A 19570-nucleotide genomic window follows, 5' to 3' on the forward strand; every position below is an offset into this window, starting at 1 on the left:
GAGGCTACTTGGTTCTTTTTTTGGGTTCCAGCACTATATACATAGCTGTACAAACATTGTAGCCGTTATTCAAGTAGCCCGCAGAAGCGAAAAACTTACTTGACAAACCTCGCCAGCCCCCTTATCATGAAACTGAAGCTATTTTATTTAACTTCGCAATCTCTGCAGCAGATTAAAATGACAAGAAAACTTGTATTTGGCGTACTATTGTTTAATTTTTTGCACTATGTGCACCTTATGTCTTCACAACATTTCTAGGTTTTTACCTACATAAGCTGAAACGCGCTTATAAAGCGTTCAAGACATCACCCAACGTCAAATTTTAAAATAGAGAGTGTAATAACTAGCTACCACGGGTTTTCTTTGCCTTTTTTTTCTGCCTAGTAAATTTCTTAAACATTTGTAGCTAAGGTTAGTTGCATTTAAAAGCAGCTAAATTGCAGTATTTAAGACTTAAAAAACGCCAATACTGAAAATAGACAATGACCAGGGCTTCTTTTGCCTTTTTTTTATTTGGTGAATTTCTTAATATTTATGGCTAAACGACAACCGTCATCCCGCTGCTTGTTAGCGGCTGAGATACCGTGACGGTATGACGGTTCGCGGTGGCATCTCGTCATCCCGCTGCTTGTTAGCGGGATCTAGGCTCTGTGGACAAAAAATATGAAAAGAGAGAAAAAGATGGTAGTTTAGCCTAATAGGTAAAAAATGGAGAAACTACCATATGCAATATTACATCAAAGAGGAAAATTGGAAACAAATTTTAGAGTTCATAAAAAGCGTAAAAGGAATGCACAGCAAAGATGAAAAACGTTTAAGAATATTCATAGAGGCAGTGTGGTACATAGTGCGAAGTGGTTGCCAATGGAGACTTTTACCAAAAACTTATGGTAATTACAGGAGTATACATAAGCGATTTAAAAGATGGTGTGAAAGAGATGTCTGGAAAAAATTGCTTGAATATACTAAACAAGAGCCTGATTTAGAAGTTGCTATAATCGACGGTACGATCATCCGAGCCCATCCATGTTCATCTGGATATACAAAAAACTCCAAGGATCAAGAAGCTTTAGGGAGGAGCAAAGGTGGCTTTACAACTAAAATACATGCGCTTGTCGATGCACTTGGAAATCCACTTAAATTTACTCTGACTCCTGGTCAAAGAAATGAAATTACGCAGGCACAAGTGTTGACCGAAAGTATCTATAACTCTACTGTAGTAGCTGACAAGGGCTACGATAGCAATGCCTTTGTTACAAGTCTTGAAGACAAGGGATGTACAGTAGTTATTCCGCCAAAACGGAATCGAAAAGTGCAAAGGTATTACGATGAGCATATCTACAAAGAACGTCATTTGATTGAGTGTTTTTTTGGTAAAATTAAAAATTTTAGGCGCATTTTTTCCAGATTTGATAAAACTGCTGAGGTTTTTATGGGTTTTCTCAATTTTGTTGGAGCTCTTGTATGGCTTCTCTAAGAGCATGTCTTCAAACTGAAGAATGAGCTAATTTGTGAAGCATAATAGTGATCATATTAAAGAAGATATAGTTTTTTGAGGTGAGAGGAGAATGCTCGTAATCTTTACTCATGCGCCTAAAATTGGAAAGCCAGGCAAAAGTTCTTTCAACAATCCAACGTTTGGGAATAACTTGAAATCCTGTATCAACTATTTTCTTGGCAATCGTTAATAAACATCCCGTTTCCAATAAGCATCTGTTTTGTAATTTACCTATGTACCCTTGATCAGCAAAAAACTTACGTAAAGTTGGAACTTTGCATTTAGCTTGGGCAAAAAGATTTAGAGCACTATCACGATCTTGAATACTTGCACTCTGTACTTCAGCAGCAATTACAAGACCCACAGTATCTACAATAATATGGCGTTTTCTGCCCTTTATTTTTTTGCCAGCATCATATCCTCTGGATCCCCTTTTTGAGTAGTTTTCACTGACTGGCTATCAATTATACCTACTGATGGAGTCTTATTTTTACCAATCATCTCTCTTACTTTTTTAACTAGAAAATCATGAATTTCTTGCCATATTCCACTTTTTTTCAAGCGCGAATTACAACTATATACGGTTTTCCATGGTGGAAAATCTTTAGGCAGTTGTCTCCATTGACATCCTGTTCTCATCATATAGCGGATTGCATTAATAATTGTTCTAATACTATGTTTTCTTGGTCTGCCGGTCTTTTTAGGTTCAAAATATGGCTCTATTGTCTTCCATTCTTTGTCACTTATATCGCTTGGGTACATCTTAAAATGTACCTTATACCATACTTCTTAACTTCTTTCTACTCAGTTTGAAGACATGCTCTAAAATTTTGTCCACAGAGCCTAGAGATACCGCGGCGGTATGACGGTTAAGTAGGGTGTCATCCGAGTAGCTTGACACTGGGATGGCTTTGTTGCATCGCTACTTATGAAAGGCTAACTATAGTTAGAATTATAAGCAACCTATTGAAAATCTTGTTTTTTTGCAATCAATCTGATCAAATTTAAGAATAGTAATTTATTATTTATATTAATAAATTTAATTCTATTAAAAATAGCTAAAGCATTGAAATTCTTGAATTTTAGCCAGATTAGTGAGTGGTAGTGAAATTTCTTTTACTCAAATTTAGGTATTCACTGACCGTTCTTATTATAAATACCAGAATAATAAGCTACTGATATTCTCCATCTTTTTTATCTTTAATCCATCATAGCTAGCGATGCAACAAAGCCATCCCAGTGTCACGCACTGGGATGACATTGTTTACTATGTGATATCGTGCCATATTACAATGTTCGTGCAGTTGTGTGTCAACTACTTTTGTGGCACCGTCTGTTATTCAATCTTTATGCTAGTTTTACTAAAAATTATAGTATTTTAGGTATAATTGCAATATCTAAATTTAAGGTATAGGGATGAACCCTACAATCAAGAGAATTTTCAATATTTTTCTTATAGTATTATTTATTTCTTTTGCTCATGTTGGGAGTGCTGCCGCTGACACTAATGCTGATACAACTGCTCAAGTAATATGTAATATTATTGGCTATGTTTGGGGAATAGGCGGACCGCTTATGACCGTAGTAATAATAGGTGCAGCTTTGCTTGCAATATTTGGTAGAATGCCATGGCCAGCTCTTTTTGCACTCGGTATATTTTGTGCTGTATTTTTCGGTGCTAAAACTATTGTGACAAAAGTAATGGGTGGTATAGGTGGAAATACTTCTTTGATGGACCAATGTGGAGTGGACAAACAGAAATAAATTCCGATAACACTTTGCCAGTAAATTGCTTTTATATATTGTATTAGAAGTTAAAAATTATTTTTTTCTAAAGCAGACCTGATGCACGGCTTCAACTATATCTTCCACTTGTGGTAATGCTTTTTTTTCTAGATTTGTAGCATAAGGTAAGGGGATATCCTTGCCAGTTACGCGTATAACTGGAGCATCAAGGTAGTCAAATCCTTGTTCCATGACAACGGCTGACAGCTCTGCTCCTATTCCTGCAAATGGCCATCCTTCTTCTACACTAACTAACCTATTAGTCTTCTGAATAGAGTTAATAACAGTTTGAGTGTCAAGTGGTCTTAAGGTTCTGAGGTCAATAACTTCAGCTTCTATACCTTCACCTGAAAGTAAATCTGCTGCGTTTAAAGCATCCATTAATTTCAGTGAGAAAGCAGTGATAGTTACATCCTTTCCTTCCCGTATAACAGCAGCCTTGCCTATCTCAAGTAGATAATCTTTATTTGACAGCTCAGAGTCAGAAACTTCATGTTCATGTCCATAAGCTATTTCGTTTTCTAGAAATATTACCGGACTCAGGTCACGAATTGCAGCTTTAAGCAGACCTCTGCAATCGGAGGCAAAGTAAGGTGCTATCACTTTTAACCCCGGTATATGCGAATACCAAGATGCAAAGCATTGAGAGTGTTGTGCGGCAACTCTTGCTGCAGCACCATTTGGCCCACGAAATACTATGGGGCATCCAAGTTGTCCACCTGACATATAATTTGTTTTTGCTGCAGAATTCACGATTTGGTCGATAGCCTGCATAGAAAAATTAAAAGTCATAAATTCGACAATTGGCTTTAACCCAGCAAATGCTGCTCCAACAGCAAGGCCAGCAAATCCATGTTCGGTAATAGGCGTATCAACCACTCTATTTTCTCCAAACTCTTTCAGTAATCCTTTTGTTACTTTATAGGCACCATCATACTCTGCAACTTCTTCACCGATGATCAACACGTCAGGGTCGTTTTGCATTTCTTCTCTGATCGCTGTGCATAAAGCTTCTCTTACACTTAAGGTTGCCATTTATAAACTTTTATAGACTTTAACTAAAGTAACTATATCAGAATTACTAGGAAGCGTACAAATTAAGTTTTACAAACTGACCTTACCCAGATGATATGAATAAGTATTGCTTGGTTGAAAGCAAGAGAAGATAATAACTTCTCAGAGTGGGTAGGTGGCAGTTCTTTTGAGGCACTTTCTGCTCTTACATGGAGTGTAGGAAGAAGACCTCGTGGCCCAGATTCTGCCACCGGTGAGGCTCAGTCACCTTCTTGATAGCCTGAAGATGGCTTTATGTTTCCTGTTTCTTTTTTCCTTTTCCTCCATAAATATATTGTTTTTATATTCAGTTTAAATATTTCACTAATTCTTTTTATCGTCATTGTTTTTCATCAACTGCTTTGAGAACTCGTTCTCTGAGATCTTCACTGTATGGACTTGGCATTTTTCATCTCTTTAATATGCCATTATAACCTATTCTATCCTTCAGGTAAACCTTTCTTGGGTTAGCTATAGCAGTGGGAATAGCAGTTGGAGCTTGTTGTCTGGTTGCTGCTGCGATCATATACTATTGTAATGAGCCTTCAAAGTCACTTAAAAATAGCAATGCCCAAGAGTTTTTTGGAAACCATGAACAACCTACTTTGTAAAATTCACAAGACCTATTAAAATATTTTTTTACTTTTCATCGTATATTTCTCAACATATTATCTTTAAGTACTAAAATAATTAACAATATGGCATTATTAATAGTTGAATCACCTGCGAAAGCAAAGACGATAGGTAAATATTTGAGTAAAGAGTTCAAAGTAGCTGCATCTTTTGGCCATGTGAGGGATCTTCCAGCAAAAAATGGTTCTGTCGATCCGGATAATGATTTTGCTATAAAGTATGAAACCATTGAAAAAGCAGAAAAGTATATAAAAGAGCTAGTAAAAGCAGCAAGTAAAGCATCAGATATATATCTTGCAACAGACCCAGACAGAGAAGGGGAAGCAATGGCTTGGCATGTGATAGAGACATTAAAAGAAAAGAAAGCAATCAGTAATGAAAACAACATTTATAGAGTAGTCTTTAATGAGATAACAAAGAGAGCAGTTCAAGAAGCAATAAAGAATCCACGTGAAATTAATATGGACTTAGTACGCGCACAGCAAACACGCAGAGCTTTGGATTATCTAGTTGGATTTAGTTTGTCACCACTGTTATGGACGAAATTGTCGGGGAGCAAGTCTGCAGGGCGAGTGCAGTCTGTTGCATTAAAGCTTATATGCGAACGGGAAGATGAAATTAGTAAGTTTATAACACAGGAGTATTGGAGCATAAAGGCAGAAATGCAAAATAGCAAAGATGAGGCTTTTTTTGCTATGCTAAGCCACTATGACAATAAAAAGCTAGAAAAATTTGATATTAAGAATGAAGAAGAAGCAAAGAACTTAGTCAGGGAGATTGAGTCAAGGCAGTATGCTGTAAGCACAGTAGAACGCAAGCAAGTTAAGAGAAACCCGCTTCCTCCGTTTATTACTTCAAGTCTTCAGCAAGATGCAGTGAATAAGCTGTATTTTAACGTGAAAAATGTTATGCGCATAGCGCAAAATTTATATGAAGGTATCGATATTGGTGGTGAAACTGTAGGGTTGATAACTTACATGCGTACAGATGGGTTTCATATTGCAGATGAGGCTATAAACTCAATTAGAGGGTCAATTAAGTCATTATATGGTGATAAATATTTACCGCAGTCTCCTCGTAAATATGTAAAAAAGGTCAAAAATGCTCAAGAAGCACATGAAGCGATCCGGCCAACTGATATCAATAGAACGCCGGGTAGTATTAAGGATTACTTAACGCCAGAGCAATTTAAATTGTACGATTTAATCTGGAAAAGAACCATTGCAAGTCAAATGGAATCGGCGATTCTTGATCAAGTGGTAGTTGAAATTAGTTCTACTGATCAGAAAGTGATTCTGCGAGCAAGTGGATCAAGTATATTCTTTGATGGTTTTTATAAAGTCTATCAAGATAACATGGAAGCCGAAAATGAAGGCCTGCTACCTGCCATGAAGGAAGGGGAAGCGTGTAAGCTGATTTCAGTTGAGCCAAAACAGCATTTCACTCAACCGCCACCTCGTTATAGTGAAGCAAGTATCGTTAAAAAAATGGAAGAAATCGGTATAGGTCGCCCGTCAACTTATGCAACAATTATTTCGGTATTACAAGATCGTGAGTACGTTTCATTGGATAGCAAAAGATTTATTCCAAGCAGCCGCGGTAAAATCGTTACTATATTTTTAGAAACCTTTTTTCAGCGTTGTGTAGAGTATGATTTCACAGCACAAATGGAAGAAAAGCTTGATTTAATTTCAAATGGACATGCAGATTGGAAAAAAGAATTAGGCCACTTTTGGGTGCCATTTTTTGGTCATGTAAACTCTGTCAAGCAAATGACGCATGATGAAGTTTTCAGCGGCATTCACGATTTGGTAATCGATTGGTTTTGTTCAGAAGAAGGAAAAAAAGAGGTGAATACGAAATGTCCTGCTTGCTCTGATGGCATATTGAAATTGAACTTTGGAAAAGCCGGGGTGTTCCTTGGATGTTCTAACTATCCTGAATGCAACCATACAAAAGAAATTACGGGCAGTAACGACAATTCAGAATATCCAAAAAGTTTAGGTATAGATGATATAACAAACCAAGAAGTGATGATCAAAAAGGGTCCTTTTGGGCTTTACCTGCAGTTTAATAATGAGTCAGAAAAGAAAAAGGCGGTTTCTATACCAAAAGATATAAATGTTAATGATATTGATCTGAGCACCGCTACTCAGTTACTTTCCTTGCCAAAAGTAATTGGAGAACACCCTGAAACCGGAAAGGAAGTAAAAATAGGCCTTGGGCGATTTGGGTACTATATTTTCTATGATGGTAGATACTTTTCTCTTAAGAAAAGCTCCAAAGAGGTCTTAGACACACAATTAAATGAAGCTGTGCAAATTATTGCAAACAGTCCACGCAAAGAGTTAAAATCTCTCGGGGTCAATGAAAAGGGAAAAGAAGTTTTTATCTGCGACGGTAGGTACGGATTCTATATAAAATGCGGTAAAACAAACGTTGCTTTGGGCAAAAGTGCAGATATTGAGAGTATAGATCTGGAGAAGGCTTTAGAGTTGATTAAGGGTAAGAAGTAGACTTTTGTTGAAATATTAGGTAAAGTTAAAATATGTTCTAATAATGTGGTGGGATAAATGACATTTGACATACAGGACAACACTTTAGTTTTACATGATTTAAATTACATAGATGTAAGTAAGTTAGTAGACTTTTTAAGAGAAAGACCAAACATCACAGAGCTTTATTTAACTAAGTGCAAGATTAGTGTTGCAATTGTAAAAGAATTAGCTGAGCTCAAAAATCTTACTTCACTTGATTTAAGTGGGTGCAAGATTAGTGTTGAAATTGTAAAAGAATTAGCTGAGCTCAAAAATCTTACTTCACTTCATTTAGGTAAGTGCAAGATTAGTGTTGAAGTTGCAAGAGAATTAGCTAAGCTACCAAATCTTACTTCACTTGATTTAAGTAAGTGCAAGATTAGTGTTGAAACTGCAGGAGAATCAGCTAAGTTCACAAATCTTACTTCACTTAATTTAGCTGGGCACAAGATTAGTGTTAAAGATGCAAAAGAATTAGCTAAGCTTATAAATCTTACTTCACTTGATTTAAGTGGGTGCAAGATCGGTGTTGAAGTTGCAAAAGAATTAACCAAACTTACAAATCTTACTTCACTTGATTTAGGTAAGTGCAAGATTAGTGTTGAAATTGTAAAAGAATTAGCTGAGCTCAAAAATCTTACTTCACTTGATTTAGGTAAGTGCAAGATTAGTGTTGAAATTGTAAAAGAATTAGCTGAGCTCAAAAATCTTACTTCACTTGATTTAAGTGGGTGCAAGATTAGTGTTGAAATTGTAAAAGAATTAGCCAAACTTACAAATCTTACTTCACTTAAGTTAAATTGGTGCATTAGTGTTGAAGTTGCAAAAGAATTAGCCAAGCTTACAAAGCTTACTTCACTTGATTTAACTGAGTGCAAGGTTAGTGTTGAAATTGCAAAAGAATTAGCCAAGCTTACAAACCTTACTTTACTTAAGTTAAATTGGTGCATTAGTGTTGAAGTTGCAAAAGAATTAGTCAAGCTCACAAGTCTTACTTCACTTGATTTAAGTTTGTGCAAGATTAGTGTTGAAGTTGCAAAAGAATTAGTCAAGCTTACATATCTTACTTCACTTGATTTAAGTTTGTGCAGGATTAGTGTTGAAGTTACAAAAGAGTTAACCAAGCTCACAAATCTTAATTCACTTAAGTTAAGTTGGAACAACATTAGCGATGAAGATATAAAAGAACTAGCTAAGCTCAAAAATCTTACTTCACTTGATTTAACTGAGTGCAATATTAGTGTTGGAGTTGCAAAAGAACTAGCTAAGCTCGAAAATCTTACTTCACTTAGGTTAAATGAGTGCAATATTAGCGATGACGGTGTAAAAGAACTAGCTAAGCTCAAAAATCTTACTTCACTTAATTTAACTAAGTGCAATATTAGCGGTAAAGGTGCAAACGTAAAATTGCAGGGTGAGGTGCCGAACTCGCAAGAAAAACTTAAAAGCAGTAGCAAATACTATATTTGTGGAGCAGCAGTTGGTTTAGTTATTGGTCTAGTTGCAGCATATTGTTTAGGGGCTGCTGCTTTAATTCCTGTTGGCGTTTCTGTTGCAGTGTTTATTGCATCCGCTGTAATTGGTGCATTGCTTGGAGCTAGGGTGGGTTATGCTGTGAGTACATATCTTGAAAGCACTGAATTAAACAATAGCAACCACAAAGGGATCCGTTCAGGATAGCAGCAAGGTAGTATAACCATAGAGTAAAAGTGAGTTTACAACAAATGGTGTCATCCCAGTGCGTGACACTGGGATGGCTTTGTTGCATCGCACCTTATGCGGTAGTAATTTACGATAAATTCATGTAGCCATTTCGAATTTAGCCATACCAATGTCAGTAAATTGATTAAGCAAATAGCACTTAATGAGTAGTTCTTTTCCACGATTTACTTCGGACTTATTCCTAAAGCTGAATCCAAATATTTGCTTTAATCTTGAGAAAAACCCTTCAATGTGAGCTCTCTTTCCATAATTTACTTCTTCTTTCCACTTTTTTATGCAATCATATGACTTTATTAGTCTAACAGCAGCATTTCTATCATCCATGTAATCCAATTTTTGGTGCTCTGTTGCGTTGTTTTTCGGAAGAACTTTTGTCTTTATACCAAACTTGTTACATAATTCGTAAAGCTTATGCCTGTCATATGCTCTATCCGCATATAATACCTTTACAGCATGAACTTCTTCTAACAAATCGCAAGCTCCATAGTGATCTGAATAAACTCCGCTGCTGTATTTTGCAGCTATGGCTTTTTTGCTGTTTATATTCAACATTACGTGTAGTTTCTTTACTTGTTCATAGCTGCGATACTTTCTATTTTCGCTATTTTCCTTGCTGTGGCCAGGAGTGTTGTTATAAATGCTGATGCTTGTGCTATCTATAGCAATTTCGATATCTTCCATATTATCTTTATCAATTCTGCAATCATTTATCTTAATATTAAGTTTCTTAAACCTTCTTGAAGCCTGAGAATAGCTGATAACTTGCAAATTTTTCCCAATTTGCTCAAGGTATCCTGCTATAAATCCAACTGTTTGCCTCAAACCTATTCTGAATAGATGGGTTATTATATGTATCAAAATCACCACTTTATTGCTGTAAATATTGTTGCCACCCTGCATTTTTGGCCCAATTTCATACCAATTTTCTATGGCTTCGTTGATATAACGAAAAATATTTCCTCTTTTTTCTAGGCTCTGTGGACAAAATTTTAGAGAAGCCATACAAGAGCTCCAACAAAATTGAGAAAACCCATAAAAACCTCAGCAGTTTTATCAAATCTGGAAAAAATGCGCCTAAAATTTTTAATTTTACCAAAAAAAACACTCAATCAAATGACGTTCTTTGTAGATATGCTCATCGTAATACCTTTGCACTTTTCGATTCCGTTTTGGCGGAATAACTACTGTACATCCCTTGTCTTCAAGACTTGTAACAAAGGCATTGCTATCGTAGCCCTTGTCAGCTACTACAGTAGAGTTATAGATACTTTCGGTCAACACTTGTGCCTGCGTAATTTCATTTCTTTGACCAGGAGTCAGAGTAAATTTAAGTGGATTTCCAAGTGCATCGACAAGCGCATGTATTTTAGTTGTAAAGCCACCTTTGCTCCTCCCTAAAGCTTCTTGATCCTTGGAGTTTTTTGTATATCCAGATGAACATGGATGGGCTCGGATGATCGTACCGTCGATTATAGCAACTTCTAAATCAGGCTCTTGTTTAGTATATTCAAGCAATTTTTTCCAGACATCTCTTTCACACCATCTTTTAAATCGCTTATGTATACTCCTGTAATTACCATAAGTTTTTGGTAAAAGTCTCCATTGGCAACCACTTCGCACTATGTACCACACTGCCTCTATGAATATTCTTAAACGTTTTTCATCTTTGCTGTGCATTCCTTTTACGCTTTTTATGAACTCTAAAATTTGTTTCCAATTTTCCTCTTTGATGTAATATTGCATATGGTAGTTTCTCCATTTTTTACCTATTAGGCTAAACTACCATCTTTTTCTCTCTTTTCATATTTTTTGTCCACAGAGCCTAGCTCTGTTCTTTATAGCAAACCACTGATGCTCAATTTCGTTAAAGTCTGGAGAATATGGAGGAAGATAAAGAATTTCAGCACCCACTCCTTTAGCAAGATCATCGATTTTTTTAGATTTATGAAAAGTAGCGTTATCAAGAATTACAGTTTGGCCAGACCTTAAAATTGGAGTCAAAAACTGCTCAAACCAAGCCTCAAAAACATCCTTGTTGCAGTATCCCTCAAAGGTCAATGGAGCAATGATTTTCTTTTTATTTAGAGCTGCAATCATACTGACGCGCTGGGTTTTCTTACCTGATTTTAGTGAATGAAACCTCTCTCCTTTTCTGCAATATCCGTATGGGTAGTCTTCTGTATTGTCTATACCAGATTCGTCAATATATACAAGATTTTCAGGATGTTTTGTTGCTATAACCTTTGCAAATTGAGTTCGCTTTTCTTCATTTCTTTCTTTATACCCGTAGGTCTTTTTTTCTTGTAAATCCAATATTTTTAAGTGCGCGGTGAATCGTTTGTCGACTCCAGAGTTTAGCCATCTCTGACTGAGTTTTGCCACCATGGTTTTTTGCAAATTCGGTGAAGACATTCCAGTCGATAATTTTATGCTACGCTTCCAGGCTTTTTTGACTGAAAATCTCCCGTTTCCTCACGCCTTTTCTGCCACTCATATAAAGTCGTTTTTCCAATTTTAAATCTCTTGGCAACAGTTGCTCTACTTTCTCCTTCATCCAATGCTTCCATTGCTTTTTTCCTTAAGTCGTAACTATACGCTGCTGGCATACAAACCCCACTACCATAAATCCATATCTTACCTTATTCGTATTATTATGAGAAGAGCTATAACTGTTTATATGGTGCAATTTACAGCTTTCAGGTTAATAAAATTAAATTATTTGAGTAAATATAATACTATGTTTTTATTTGTGGGTAATAGTAAGATGCTAAGAGCATGTCTTCAAACTGAAGAATGAGCTAATTTGTGAAGCATAATAGTGATCATATTAAAGAAGATATAGTTTTTTGAGGTGAGAGGAGAATGCTCGTAATCTTTACTCATGCGCCTAAAATTGGAAAGCCAGGCAAAAGTTCTTTCAACAATCCAACGTTTGGGAATAACTTGAAATCCTGTATCAACTATTTTCTTGGCAATCGTTAATAAACATCCCGTTTCCAATAAGCATCTGTTTTGTAATTTACCTATGTACCCTTGATCAGCAAAAAACTTACGTAAAGTTGGAACTTTGCATTTAGCTTGGGCAAAAAGATTTAGAGCACTATCACGATCTTGAATACTTGCACTCTGTACTTCAGCAGCAATTACAAGACCCACAGTATCTACAATAATATGGCGTTTTCTGCCCTTTATTTTTTTGCCAGCATCATATCCTCTGGATCCCCTTTTTGAGTAGTTTTCACTGACTGGCTATCAATTATACCTACTGATGGAGTCTTATTTTTACCAATCATCTCTCTTACTTTTTTAACTAGAAAATCATGAATTTCTTGCCATATTCCACTTTTTTTCAAGCGCGAATTACAACTATATACGGTTTTCCATGGTGGAAAATCTTTAGGCAGTTGTCTCCATTGACATCCTGTTCTCATCATATAGCGGATTGCATTAATAATTGTTCTAATACTATGTTTTCTTGGTCTGCCGGTCTTTTTAGGTTCAAAATATGGCTCTATTGTCTTCCATTCTTTGTCACTTATATCGCTTGGGTACATCTTAAAATGTACCTTATACCATACTTCTTAACTTCTTTCTACTCAGTTTGAAGACATGCTCTAAGAGATACCGCGAATGAATCGCGGTATGACGGTTCGTAGCGGGATCTAGAGATACTGCGGCGGTATGACGTAGAGAAATCTTATTTATTATAGCTACAACACTAAAGTTTACAGTTGAAACAAACCACCTGGCCACGTGGAACTGATTTCAGCTCATCCGTTGAAACTTGATTTGAGCAGAATATGCATTTTATTGTGTTGCTTGGAGTAAGTGAGTTATCAACAGTAATTCTATCATCAAAAACAAAACACTCACCTTTCCAATTACTATTTTTATTATGAGTTTTTTCAAGGTAAGAAAGAATGCCGCCTTTCAGGTGGTACACATTGTTAAATCCAAGATTTTTCACGTACGCTGTGGATTTCTCGCATCTAATCCCACCAGTGCAGTACATAGCTACTTTCAGGTCTTTACTCTCAGAGAAAGACTTTGCCCACTCAGGAAAATCGCGAAAACGCTGAGTATGTGGATTAATTGCATTTTTAAACTTGCCTAATTTCACTTCATACTCATTTCTTGTGTCTATTATTAAAACGTCAGGTTGAGAAGTAAAATCATCCCAATGCTCTGGATCAACATATTTACCCTTAAGGGAAATATCAAGATTGCTTACACCAAGATTCACAATCTCTCTTTTTAATTTTACCTTCATCTTGCTAAATGGTTGATATTCTGCTGCACTCTCTTTCCATGTAAGGTCCCTTAGCCTATAATCAGAACGTAGAAAATCGAATATTTTATCAATCGCGTTTCTTTCACCAGATATTGTTGCATTAATGCCCTCTTCTGCAAGGAGTATAGTACCCTTTAATTTAACATCGTCGCATGCAATTTTTATTTCGTCTTTCATGTCATAATAATTAGAAAGTTCTACAAAATGATAGAAAGTTGCAATGACGAAGCTCATGATTATTCACTTATCAACTAAAAACATGATATACAAAATTATAAAGATATTCAATAGTACGGCTGTTAATTACTGGATATCTTCAGTTTTTACATATAACATTTTAATATCAAATATAGATCCAAATTAATGTTTTTGAGAGTATTTAAAAATATATTCTTATTTTTAGTAAGTATATTATTCGTCTGTCCTATACTATCGTTAATATCGATTCTATTTACAGAATCAGCAAATTCTGGATGGGTAATTAGTACACTTTTCCCTGAATATATACTGAATACGTTAATTTTGATGATAGGAGTGGGGGGAATATCTTTCATATTTGGAGTAATTCCAGCTTGGCTCACCACATTTTTTTCATTTCCTGGAAGTAAAATTTTTGAGATTGCTTTGTTCTTTCCGATATCGATTCCTGGATATATAGTAGCGTTCGTCTATGTAAACACGCTAGAGTTTTCAGGTCCGGTGCAAAGCTCATTAAGAGACATTTTAGATTGGAGCAAAGGTGACTATTGGTTTCCTGAAATAAAATCCCTAGGTGGTGGAATATTAGTGATGGGATTTAGCCTATATCCATACGTTTATATGTTAGTCCGCTCAAGTCTAAAGAATGTTAGTAACTCAGTCACTATTGCATCAACACTTGGGTTCTCCTCATTGAAGAGCCTATTTTTTGTCATCATACCCTCCATACGCCCATCAATTATAGCAGGGTTATCCTTGGTACTAATGGAGGTAATTACGGATTTCGGCACACCACAGTTTCTTGCTATTGATACTTTCACGACAGGAATATATCGCACCTGGTTTTTACTGCATGACAAATATTCAACTACTGTTTTAGCAGTTGCAGAATTGATTTTCGTTGTAACACTAATAGCTATCGAAAAAAAACTACAAAAAAAAGGAATATCTTACTCTTCAATCAACACTAATGCAGATTATCACAATAAACGGAGTGTAAGTGGTGCTATACCGTTAATTTGCACTTATGTTATGTGTGCATTACCAATATTGATAGGTTTTATTTTGCCAATGATTCCACTCATATATTGGAGCATAGAGAAGGGGTTTTTCATATATGAAGCAAGATTCTATAATATAATAGCAAATAGTGTTGGCTTATCATTTATTACCGCATTAATCTCAATTAGCATTGCGATAATTATTGGATATACGGCGCGTAAAAATAAGGTAATAAGCAATGTAGCACGTCTAATTTCTCTTGGATATGCAGTTCCAAATGCAATTATTGCAATTAGTATAATAATATTTTTAAGCAGAATATCTTCTTTCATTACTCAATATATTGTGGAAATTAGCTTGGTAGGAACTATTGGCGCATTAGTTTACTCATATTTATTTCGTTTTTTTGCTATATCTTTCAAGGCGGTAGAATCAGGGCTCAAAAAAACACCAAATGAAATTGAGTGGACTGCATATACCATGGGTCATGGACCTATTTCCACATGTTTGAATGTTCATATCCCTCTCATCAAGAAAAGTATATTATCGGGATTTTTGCTCGTATTTATGGATACTATCAAGGAGCTCACAGCAACACTCATTATAAGACCATTTAATTTTGAAACTATATCAACTAGAATATATGAACTTGTAAGCGATGAGCGCTATAGAGAAGCTGCCCCATTTTCGTTAATAATAGTTATAATAGGCTTAATCTCTACAATAACCTTATTTACACTTGATGATAAGGATAAAAAATAAACGTAACCGTTCACAGATTTCCACTTAATTCTTCAATCTCACTAATAGAAAGGCCAGTAAACTTAACAATAGTGTTGACATCAACATTATTAGCCAGCATTGCTTTTGCGACTTCAATTTTTCCTTTCTCTATACCTTTTTCTATACCTTTCTCTTCAGCAAGATCAAGTTTGTATTCAAGAATAGCTTCTTCTTTGCGTAGATCCATTATCCTTTCTTCATAGGCTACTAAATCTTTTTCGTTCCAACGAAACTTGTCTAATTCATCATATGCTAGCTTTATTATTGGCGCTTTTTCTGCTATCTCTTTTAAGTCCTCTTCTGTTGTTTCTTCTGCGTATTGTTGTCTAAGTGAAGAAGGTCGCCCCTCTTCACTCGACTTCAAAACCGTACGTGAGACTTTGCGCCTCATACGGCTTCTCTCTAATTTGGTGCTTGTCATGCACACCTCCTGTGTAATTCATCGTGACAATGCCCATGTAACAAAGATAAATTTTTGATCATATTGTTTCGTCTATTCCGGTCTTTATGATGTATTTCTATTATATCATCACTTTCAAACCATAGTCTACAATTACCGCATTTACTTTGTTGTAACTTCAATAGTTTTATTACTCTTGATGGCTTATCTGGTATTTCTCTAAGACGATTACCCCAATAAACCCAATCACCATCATATGGAGATCTGGTTTTTTGCACTTTGATATGTCGTTTAATAACATGATCGCTGTGTATAATAAGATGTATCTTGTTACTTGTCATAAAACGCCAGTTATCGTTATTATACTTTTTAAAGTATTTTCTTTTTATCCAGCATTTCCCTTTGTTTGGGTGCCTAAAGACTGCCCACTTCCAGAGCTTTCTATGTATAGTATTATCCAATGAGCTAAAGATTTTACATGAAACTACTGAAGAGTAATATTGACTCCACCCTCTAATGATTGGATTGAGATTCCTTATTACTACTTCCTGTGGCGCCCCACGCATTTCTCTAAGTTTATGTTTAATAGCAAATATATGCTGCTTTATAGAATTACGACTTGGTTTTATTAATAATTTGTAACCTTTCTTACTTTCTTTTGTTGGATATTGTCTTATTGAAAATCCAAGAAAATCAAATCCTGGTTTTATTCCATTAATGATTTTTAATGTATGAGAAACTTTTGTCTTAGAACCTGTACATGATCTCAAGAAAGGAATAAACTAAGAGATAATGTATATAAGTTAGGATATATGAGGAGTTTATACCCAAGTAATATAAGTCGGGAAAGATTTGAGATTATATTACCAGATCTAGGCTCTGTGGACAAAATTTTAGAGAAGCCATACAAGAGCTCCAACAAAATTGAGAAAACCCATAAAAACCTCAGCAGTTTTATCAAATCTGGAAAAAATGCGCCTAAAATTTTTAATTTTACCAAAAAAACACTCAATCAAATGACGTTCTTTGTAGATATGCTCATCGTAATACCTTTGCACTTTTCGATTCCGTTTTGGCGGAATAACTACTGTACATCCCTTGTCTTCAAGACTTGTAACAAAGGCATTGCTATCGTAGCCCTTGTCAGCTACTACAGTAGAGTTATAGATACTTTCGGTCAACACTTGTGCCTGCGTAATTTCATTTCTTTGACCAGGAGTCAGAGTAAATTTAAGTGGATTTCCAAGTGCATCGACAAGCGCATGTATTTTAGTTGTAAAGCCACCTTTGCTCCTCCCTAAAGCTTCTTGATCCTTGGAGTTTTTTGTATATCCAGATGAACATGGATGGGCTCGGATGATCGTACCGTCGATTATAGCAACTTCTAAATCAGGCTCTTGTTTAGTATATTCAAGCAATTTTTTCCAGACATCTCTTTCACACCATCTTTTAAATCGCTTATGTATACTCCTGTAATTACCATAAGTTTTTGGTAAAAGTCTCCATTGGCAACCACTTCGCACTATGTACCACACTGCCTCTATGAATATTCTTAAACGTTTTTCATCTTTGCTGTGCATTCCTTTTACGCTTTTTATGAACTCTAAAATTTGTTTCCAATTTTCCTCTTTGATGTAATATTGCATATGGTAGTTTCTCCATTTTTTACCTATTAGGCTAAACTACCATCTTTTTCTCTCTTTTCATATTTTTTGTCCACAGAGCCTAGAGTCCTGTAGAAAAAAAACAAAACCAAGAAAACTTGATTTGTATGATGTATTTTGTGGAGTGTTATACGTTCTGAAAAGCGGTTGTCAGTGGAGAATGCTACCAAAAGAGTTTCCAAAATGGCGCAATTGTTACGACTATTTTAAGAAGTGGAGTGAAAAACCAGATGCAAATAAAGAAAGTGTTCTGGAGCTGGTGTTAAAAAAAAATAGTTGGCGTAGTCCGACAAAACAATGGTCGGAAAGAAAAAACCAGCTTCTGCATAATTGATGCACAGAGTGTAAAAAATGCAGATACTGCTGAAGAAAAAGGCTACGATGCAGGCAAAAAGATTTCAGGAATAAAACGCCATATTGCAGTAGATACGCAAGGTTTGCCACATGCAATTTATGTAACAACAGCAGAGATAACTGACCGTAGCAGTGCTGTGAGAATGGTAGAAAATGCAAAAGAAAACCTCTCGGGAGTTAAAAATGTACTGGTTGATGCAGGCTATACGGGAGAGAATTTTGCAACACAAATAAAAGCAACTATTGGTGCAACTGTTGAGGTAATAAAACGCAGTGAATTACATACCTTTGCTGTATTGCCAAAAAGATGGGTTGTAGAGCGTTCTTTTGCTTGGTTGGAAAAATGTAGACGGTTATGGAAAAATTGCGAGCGTAAACTCAACACCAGTTTGCAAATGGTAGTTCTTGCTTTCACTGCTTTGTTCCTCAAAAGATTATGAACAGGTTCTAAGAGCATGTCTTCAAACTGAGTAGAAAGAAGTTAAGAAGTATGGTATAAGGTACATTTTAAGATGTACCCAAGCGATATAAGTGACAAAGAATGGAAGACAATAGAGCCATATTTTGAACCTAAAAAGACCGGCAGACCAAGAAAACATAGTATTAGAACAATTATTAATGCAATCCGCTATATGATGAGAACAGGATGTCAATGGAGACAACTGCCTAAAGATTTTCCACCATGGAAAACCGTATATAGTTGTAATTCGCGCTTGAAAAAAAGTGGAATATGGCAAGAAATTCATGATTTTCTAGTTAAAAAAGTAAGAGCATGTCTTCAAACTGAGTAGAAAGAAGTTAAGAAGTATGGTATAAGGTACATTTTAAGATGTACCCAAGCGATATAAGTGACAAAGAATGGAAGACAATAGAGCCATATTTTGAACCTAAAAAGACCGGCAGACCAAGAAAACATAGTATTAGAACAATTATTAATGCAATCCGCTATATGATGAGAACAGGATGTCAATGGAGACAACTGCCTAAAGATTTTCCACCATGGAAAACCGTATATAGTTGTAATTCGCGCTTGAAAAAAAGTGGAATATGGCAAGAAATTCATGATTTTCTAGTTAAAAAAGTAAGAGAGATGATTGGTAAAAATAAGACTCCATCAGTAGGTATAATTGATAGCCAGTCAGTGAAAACTACTCAAAAAGGGGATCCAGAGGATATGATGCTGGCAAAAAAATAAAGGGCAGAAAACGCCATATTATTGTAGATACTGTGGGTCTTGTAATTGCTGCTGAAGTACAGAGTGCAAGTATTCAAGATCGTGATAGTGCTCTAAATCTTTTTGCCCAAGCTAAATGCAAAGTTCCAACTTTACGTAAGTTTTTTGCTGATCAAGGGTACATAGGTAAATTACAAAACAGATGCTTATTGGAAACGGGATGTTTATTAACGATTGCCAAGAAAATAGTTGATACAGGATTTCAAGTTATTCCCAAACGTTGGATTGTTGAAAGAACTTTTGCCTGGCTTTCCAATTTTAGGCGCATGAGTAAAGATTACGAGCATTCTCCTCTCACCTCAAAAAACTATATCTTCTTTAATATGATCACTATTATGCTTCACAAATTAGCTCATTCTTCAGTTTGAAGACATGCTCTAAGAGAGATGATTGGTAAAAATAAGACTCCATCAGTA

At 35.7% G+C, this 19570-nt stretch carries 22 protein-coding genes and 1 pseudogene; 10 read left to right on the top strand and 13 right to left on the bottom strand.

Going from position 1 to position 19570, the window contains the following annotated elements:
• The first annotated feature begins 724 nt into the window (after positions 1–724).
• A complete protein-coding gene (locus OPR26_RS00360) occupies positions 725–1477 on the top strand; it encodes an IS5 family transposase (RefSeq protein WP_264702259.1) in 753 nt (250 codons plus the stop codon).
• A gap of 10 nt (positions 1478–1487) precedes the next feature.
• On the opposite strand, the gene OPR26_RS00365 is transcribed toward OPR26_RS00360, so the two are convergent.
• Positions 1488–1898, bottom strand: a complete 411-nt coding sequence (locus OPR26_RS00365) for a transposase (RefSeq protein ID WP_320157296.1) — start codon at positions 1896–1898, stop codon at positions 1488–1490.
• A complete protein-coding gene (locus OPR26_RS00370; RefSeq protein ID WP_264731180.1) occupies positions 1895–2260 on the bottom strand; it encodes a transposase in 366 nt (121 codons plus the stop codon). Before OPR26_RS00370 ends, OPR26_RS00365 begins: the two co-directional genes overlap by 4 nt.
• 654 nt (positions 2261–2914) lie before the next feature.
• Here OPR26_RS00370 and OPR26_RS00375 point away from each other — a divergent pair.
• The gene (locus tag OPR26_RS00375) at positions 2915–3262 is read left to right on the top strand and encodes a TrbC/VirB2 family protein (protein WP_265015911.1); all 348 of its coding nucleotides are present in this window, start codon (positions 2915–2917) and stop codon (positions 3260–3262) included.
• A gap of 57 nt (positions 3263–3319) precedes the next feature.
• Here the strand turns inward: OPR26_RS00375 and OPR26_RS00380 are convergent, their stop codons facing one another.
• A complete protein-coding gene (locus OPR26_RS00380) occupies positions 3320–4318 on the bottom strand; it encodes a pyruvate dehydrogenase complex E1 component subunit beta (protein WP_265015912.1) in 999 nt (332 codons plus the stop codon).
• Positions 4319–4815: 497 nt separating this feature from the next.
• On the opposite strand from OPR26_RS00380, the gene OPR26_RS07425 reads away from it, so the two are divergent.
• The 3 genes from OPR26_RS07425 to OPR26_RS00390 all read left to right on the top strand — a co-directional run bounded on the left by OPR26_RS07425 (position 4816) and on the right by OPR26_RS00390 (position 9186).
• On the top strand, positions 4816–4947 hold the full coding sequence (locus OPR26_RS07425) for a TomO hydrophobic C-terminal domain-containing protein (RefSeq protein ID WP_458694024.1): 132 nt from the start codon (positions 4816–4818) through the stop codon (positions 4945–4947).
• A gap of 87 nt (positions 4948–5034) precedes the next feature.
• Positions 5035–7485, top strand: a complete 2451-nt coding sequence (gene topA / locus OPR26_RS00385; protein ID WP_265015913.1) for a type I DNA topoisomerase — start codon at positions 5035–5037, stop codon at positions 7483–7485.
• A 57-nt stretch (positions 7486–7542) separates the two neighbouring features.
• Positions 7543–9186 carry a leucine-rich repeat domain-containing protein gene (locus OPR26_RS00390; protein ID WP_265015914.1) on the top strand — a complete coding sequence of 548 codons (1644 nt, stop codon included), beginning with the start codon at positions 7543–7545 and terminating at the stop codon, positions 9184–9186.
• 120 nt (positions 9187–9306) lie between these two features.
• Here the strand turns inward: OPR26_RS00390 and OPR26_RS00395 are convergent, their stop codons facing one another.
• The 7 genes from OPR26_RS00395 to trhO form a co-directional block, all read right to left on the bottom strand.
• Positions 9307–10230, bottom strand: a complete 924-nt coding sequence (locus tag OPR26_RS00395; RefSeq protein WP_265015828.1) for an IS5 family transposase — start codon at positions 10228–10230, stop codon at positions 9307–9309.
• A gap of 87 nt (positions 10231–10317) precedes the next feature.
• The gene (locus tag OPR26_RS00400; RefSeq protein WP_406719998.1) at positions 10318–10971 is read right to left on the bottom strand and encodes an IS5 family transposase; all 654 of its coding nucleotides are present in this window, start codon (positions 10969–10971) and stop codon (positions 10318–10320) included.
• 57 nt (positions 10972–11028) lie between these two features.
• On the bottom strand, positions 11029–11625 hold the full coding sequence (locus tag OPR26_RS00405; RefSeq protein WP_265015859.1) for an IS630 family transposase: 597 nt from the start codon (positions 11623–11625) through the stop codon (positions 11029–11031).
• Between the two features lie 29 nt (positions 11626–11654).
• Entirely contained in the window at positions 11655–11834 is a 180-nt protein-coding gene (locus OPR26_RS00410) for an IS630 transposase-related protein (RefSeq protein ID WP_007548382.1), read from the bottom strand.
• Positions 11835–12009: 175 nt separating this feature from the next.
• Positions 12010–12420 carry a transposase gene (locus tag OPR26_RS00415; protein ID WP_320157296.1) on the bottom strand — a complete coding sequence of 137 codons (411 nt, stop codon included), beginning with the start codon at positions 12418–12420 and terminating at the stop codon, positions 12010–12012.
• Positions 12417–12782 (bottom strand): transposase, encoded by a 366-nt coding sequence (locus OPR26_RS00420; RefSeq protein ID WP_264731180.1) that lies wholly within the window; start codon positions 12780–12782, stop codon positions 12417–12419. The genes OPR26_RS00415 and OPR26_RS00420 overlap by 4 nt, the downstream gene beginning before the upstream one ends.
• 164 nt (positions 12783–12946) lie before the next feature.
• Positions 12947–13753, bottom strand: coding sequence for an oxygen-dependent tRNA uridine(34) hydroxylase TrhO (gene trhO, locus OPR26_RS00425; RefSeq protein WP_265015915.1), 807 nt, complete (start codon positions 13751–13753; stop codon positions 12947–12949).
• 129 nt (positions 13754–13882) lie between these two features.
• On the opposite strand from trhO, the gene OPR26_RS00430 reads away from it, so the two are divergent.
• Entirely contained in the window at positions 13883–15481 is a 1599-nt protein-coding gene (locus OPR26_RS00430) for an ABC transporter permease (RefSeq protein WP_265015916.1), read from the top strand.
• A gap of 10 nt (positions 15482–15491) precedes the next feature.
• On the opposite strand, the pseudogene OPR26_RS00435 reads toward OPR26_RS00430, so the two are convergent.
• From OPR26_RS00435 to OPR26_RS00445, 3 genes and pseudogenes are all read right to left on the bottom strand, one after another.
• Positions 15492–15824: pseudogene (locus tag OPR26_RS00435) on the bottom strand (Rpn family recombination-promoting nuclease/putative transposase); the annotation flags it as partial.
• A 95-nt stretch (positions 15825–15919) separates the two neighbouring features.
• Entirely contained in the window at positions 15920–16672 is a 753-nt protein-coding gene (locus OPR26_RS00440) for a group II intron maturase-specific domain-containing protein (protein WP_265015918.1), read from the bottom strand.
• A 123-nt stretch (positions 16673–16795) separates the two neighbouring features.
• Entirely contained in the window at positions 16796–17548 is a 753-nt protein-coding gene (locus OPR26_RS00445) for an IS5 family transposase (protein ID WP_264702259.1), read from the bottom strand.
• 25 nt (positions 17549–17573) lie between these two features.
• On the opposite strand from OPR26_RS00445, the gene OPR26_RS00450 reads away from it, so the two are divergent.
• From OPR26_RS00450 to OPR26_RS00465, 4 genes are all read left to right on the top strand, one after another.
• Positions 17574–18360, top strand: a protein-coding gene (locus tag OPR26_RS00450) for an IS5 family transposase (protein WP_406827637.1) whose coding sequence is annotated in 2 segments (ribosomal slippage) — positions 17574–17840 and positions 17842–18360 — 786 coding nt in all. Because the reading frame shifts where the segments join, the coding sequence is not laid out codon by codon here.
• A gap of 72 nt (positions 18361–18432) precedes the next feature.
• Positions 18433–18711: a transposase gene (locus OPR26_RS00455; protein WP_265015919.1), complete on the top strand. Its 279-nt coding sequence runs from the start codon at positions 18433–18435 to the stop codon at positions 18709–18711.
• 38 nt (positions 18712–18749) lie between these two features.
• A complete protein-coding gene (locus OPR26_RS00460; protein ID WP_264731180.1) occupies positions 18750–19115 on the top strand; it encodes a transposase in 366 nt (121 codons plus the stop codon).
• A gap of 20 nt (positions 19116–19135) precedes the next feature.
• A complete protein-coding gene (locus OPR26_RS00465; protein ID WP_265016251.1) occupies positions 19136–19522 on the top strand; it encodes a transposase in 387 nt (128 codons plus the stop codon).
• The last annotated feature ends 48 nt before the right edge of the window (positions 19523–19570 follow it).

The organism is Wolbachia endosymbiont (group A) of Anoplius nigerrimus (assembly GCF_947251795.1).
Lineage (GTDB): Bacteria > Pseudomonadota > Alphaproteobacteria > Rickettsiales > Anaplasmataceae > Wolbachia.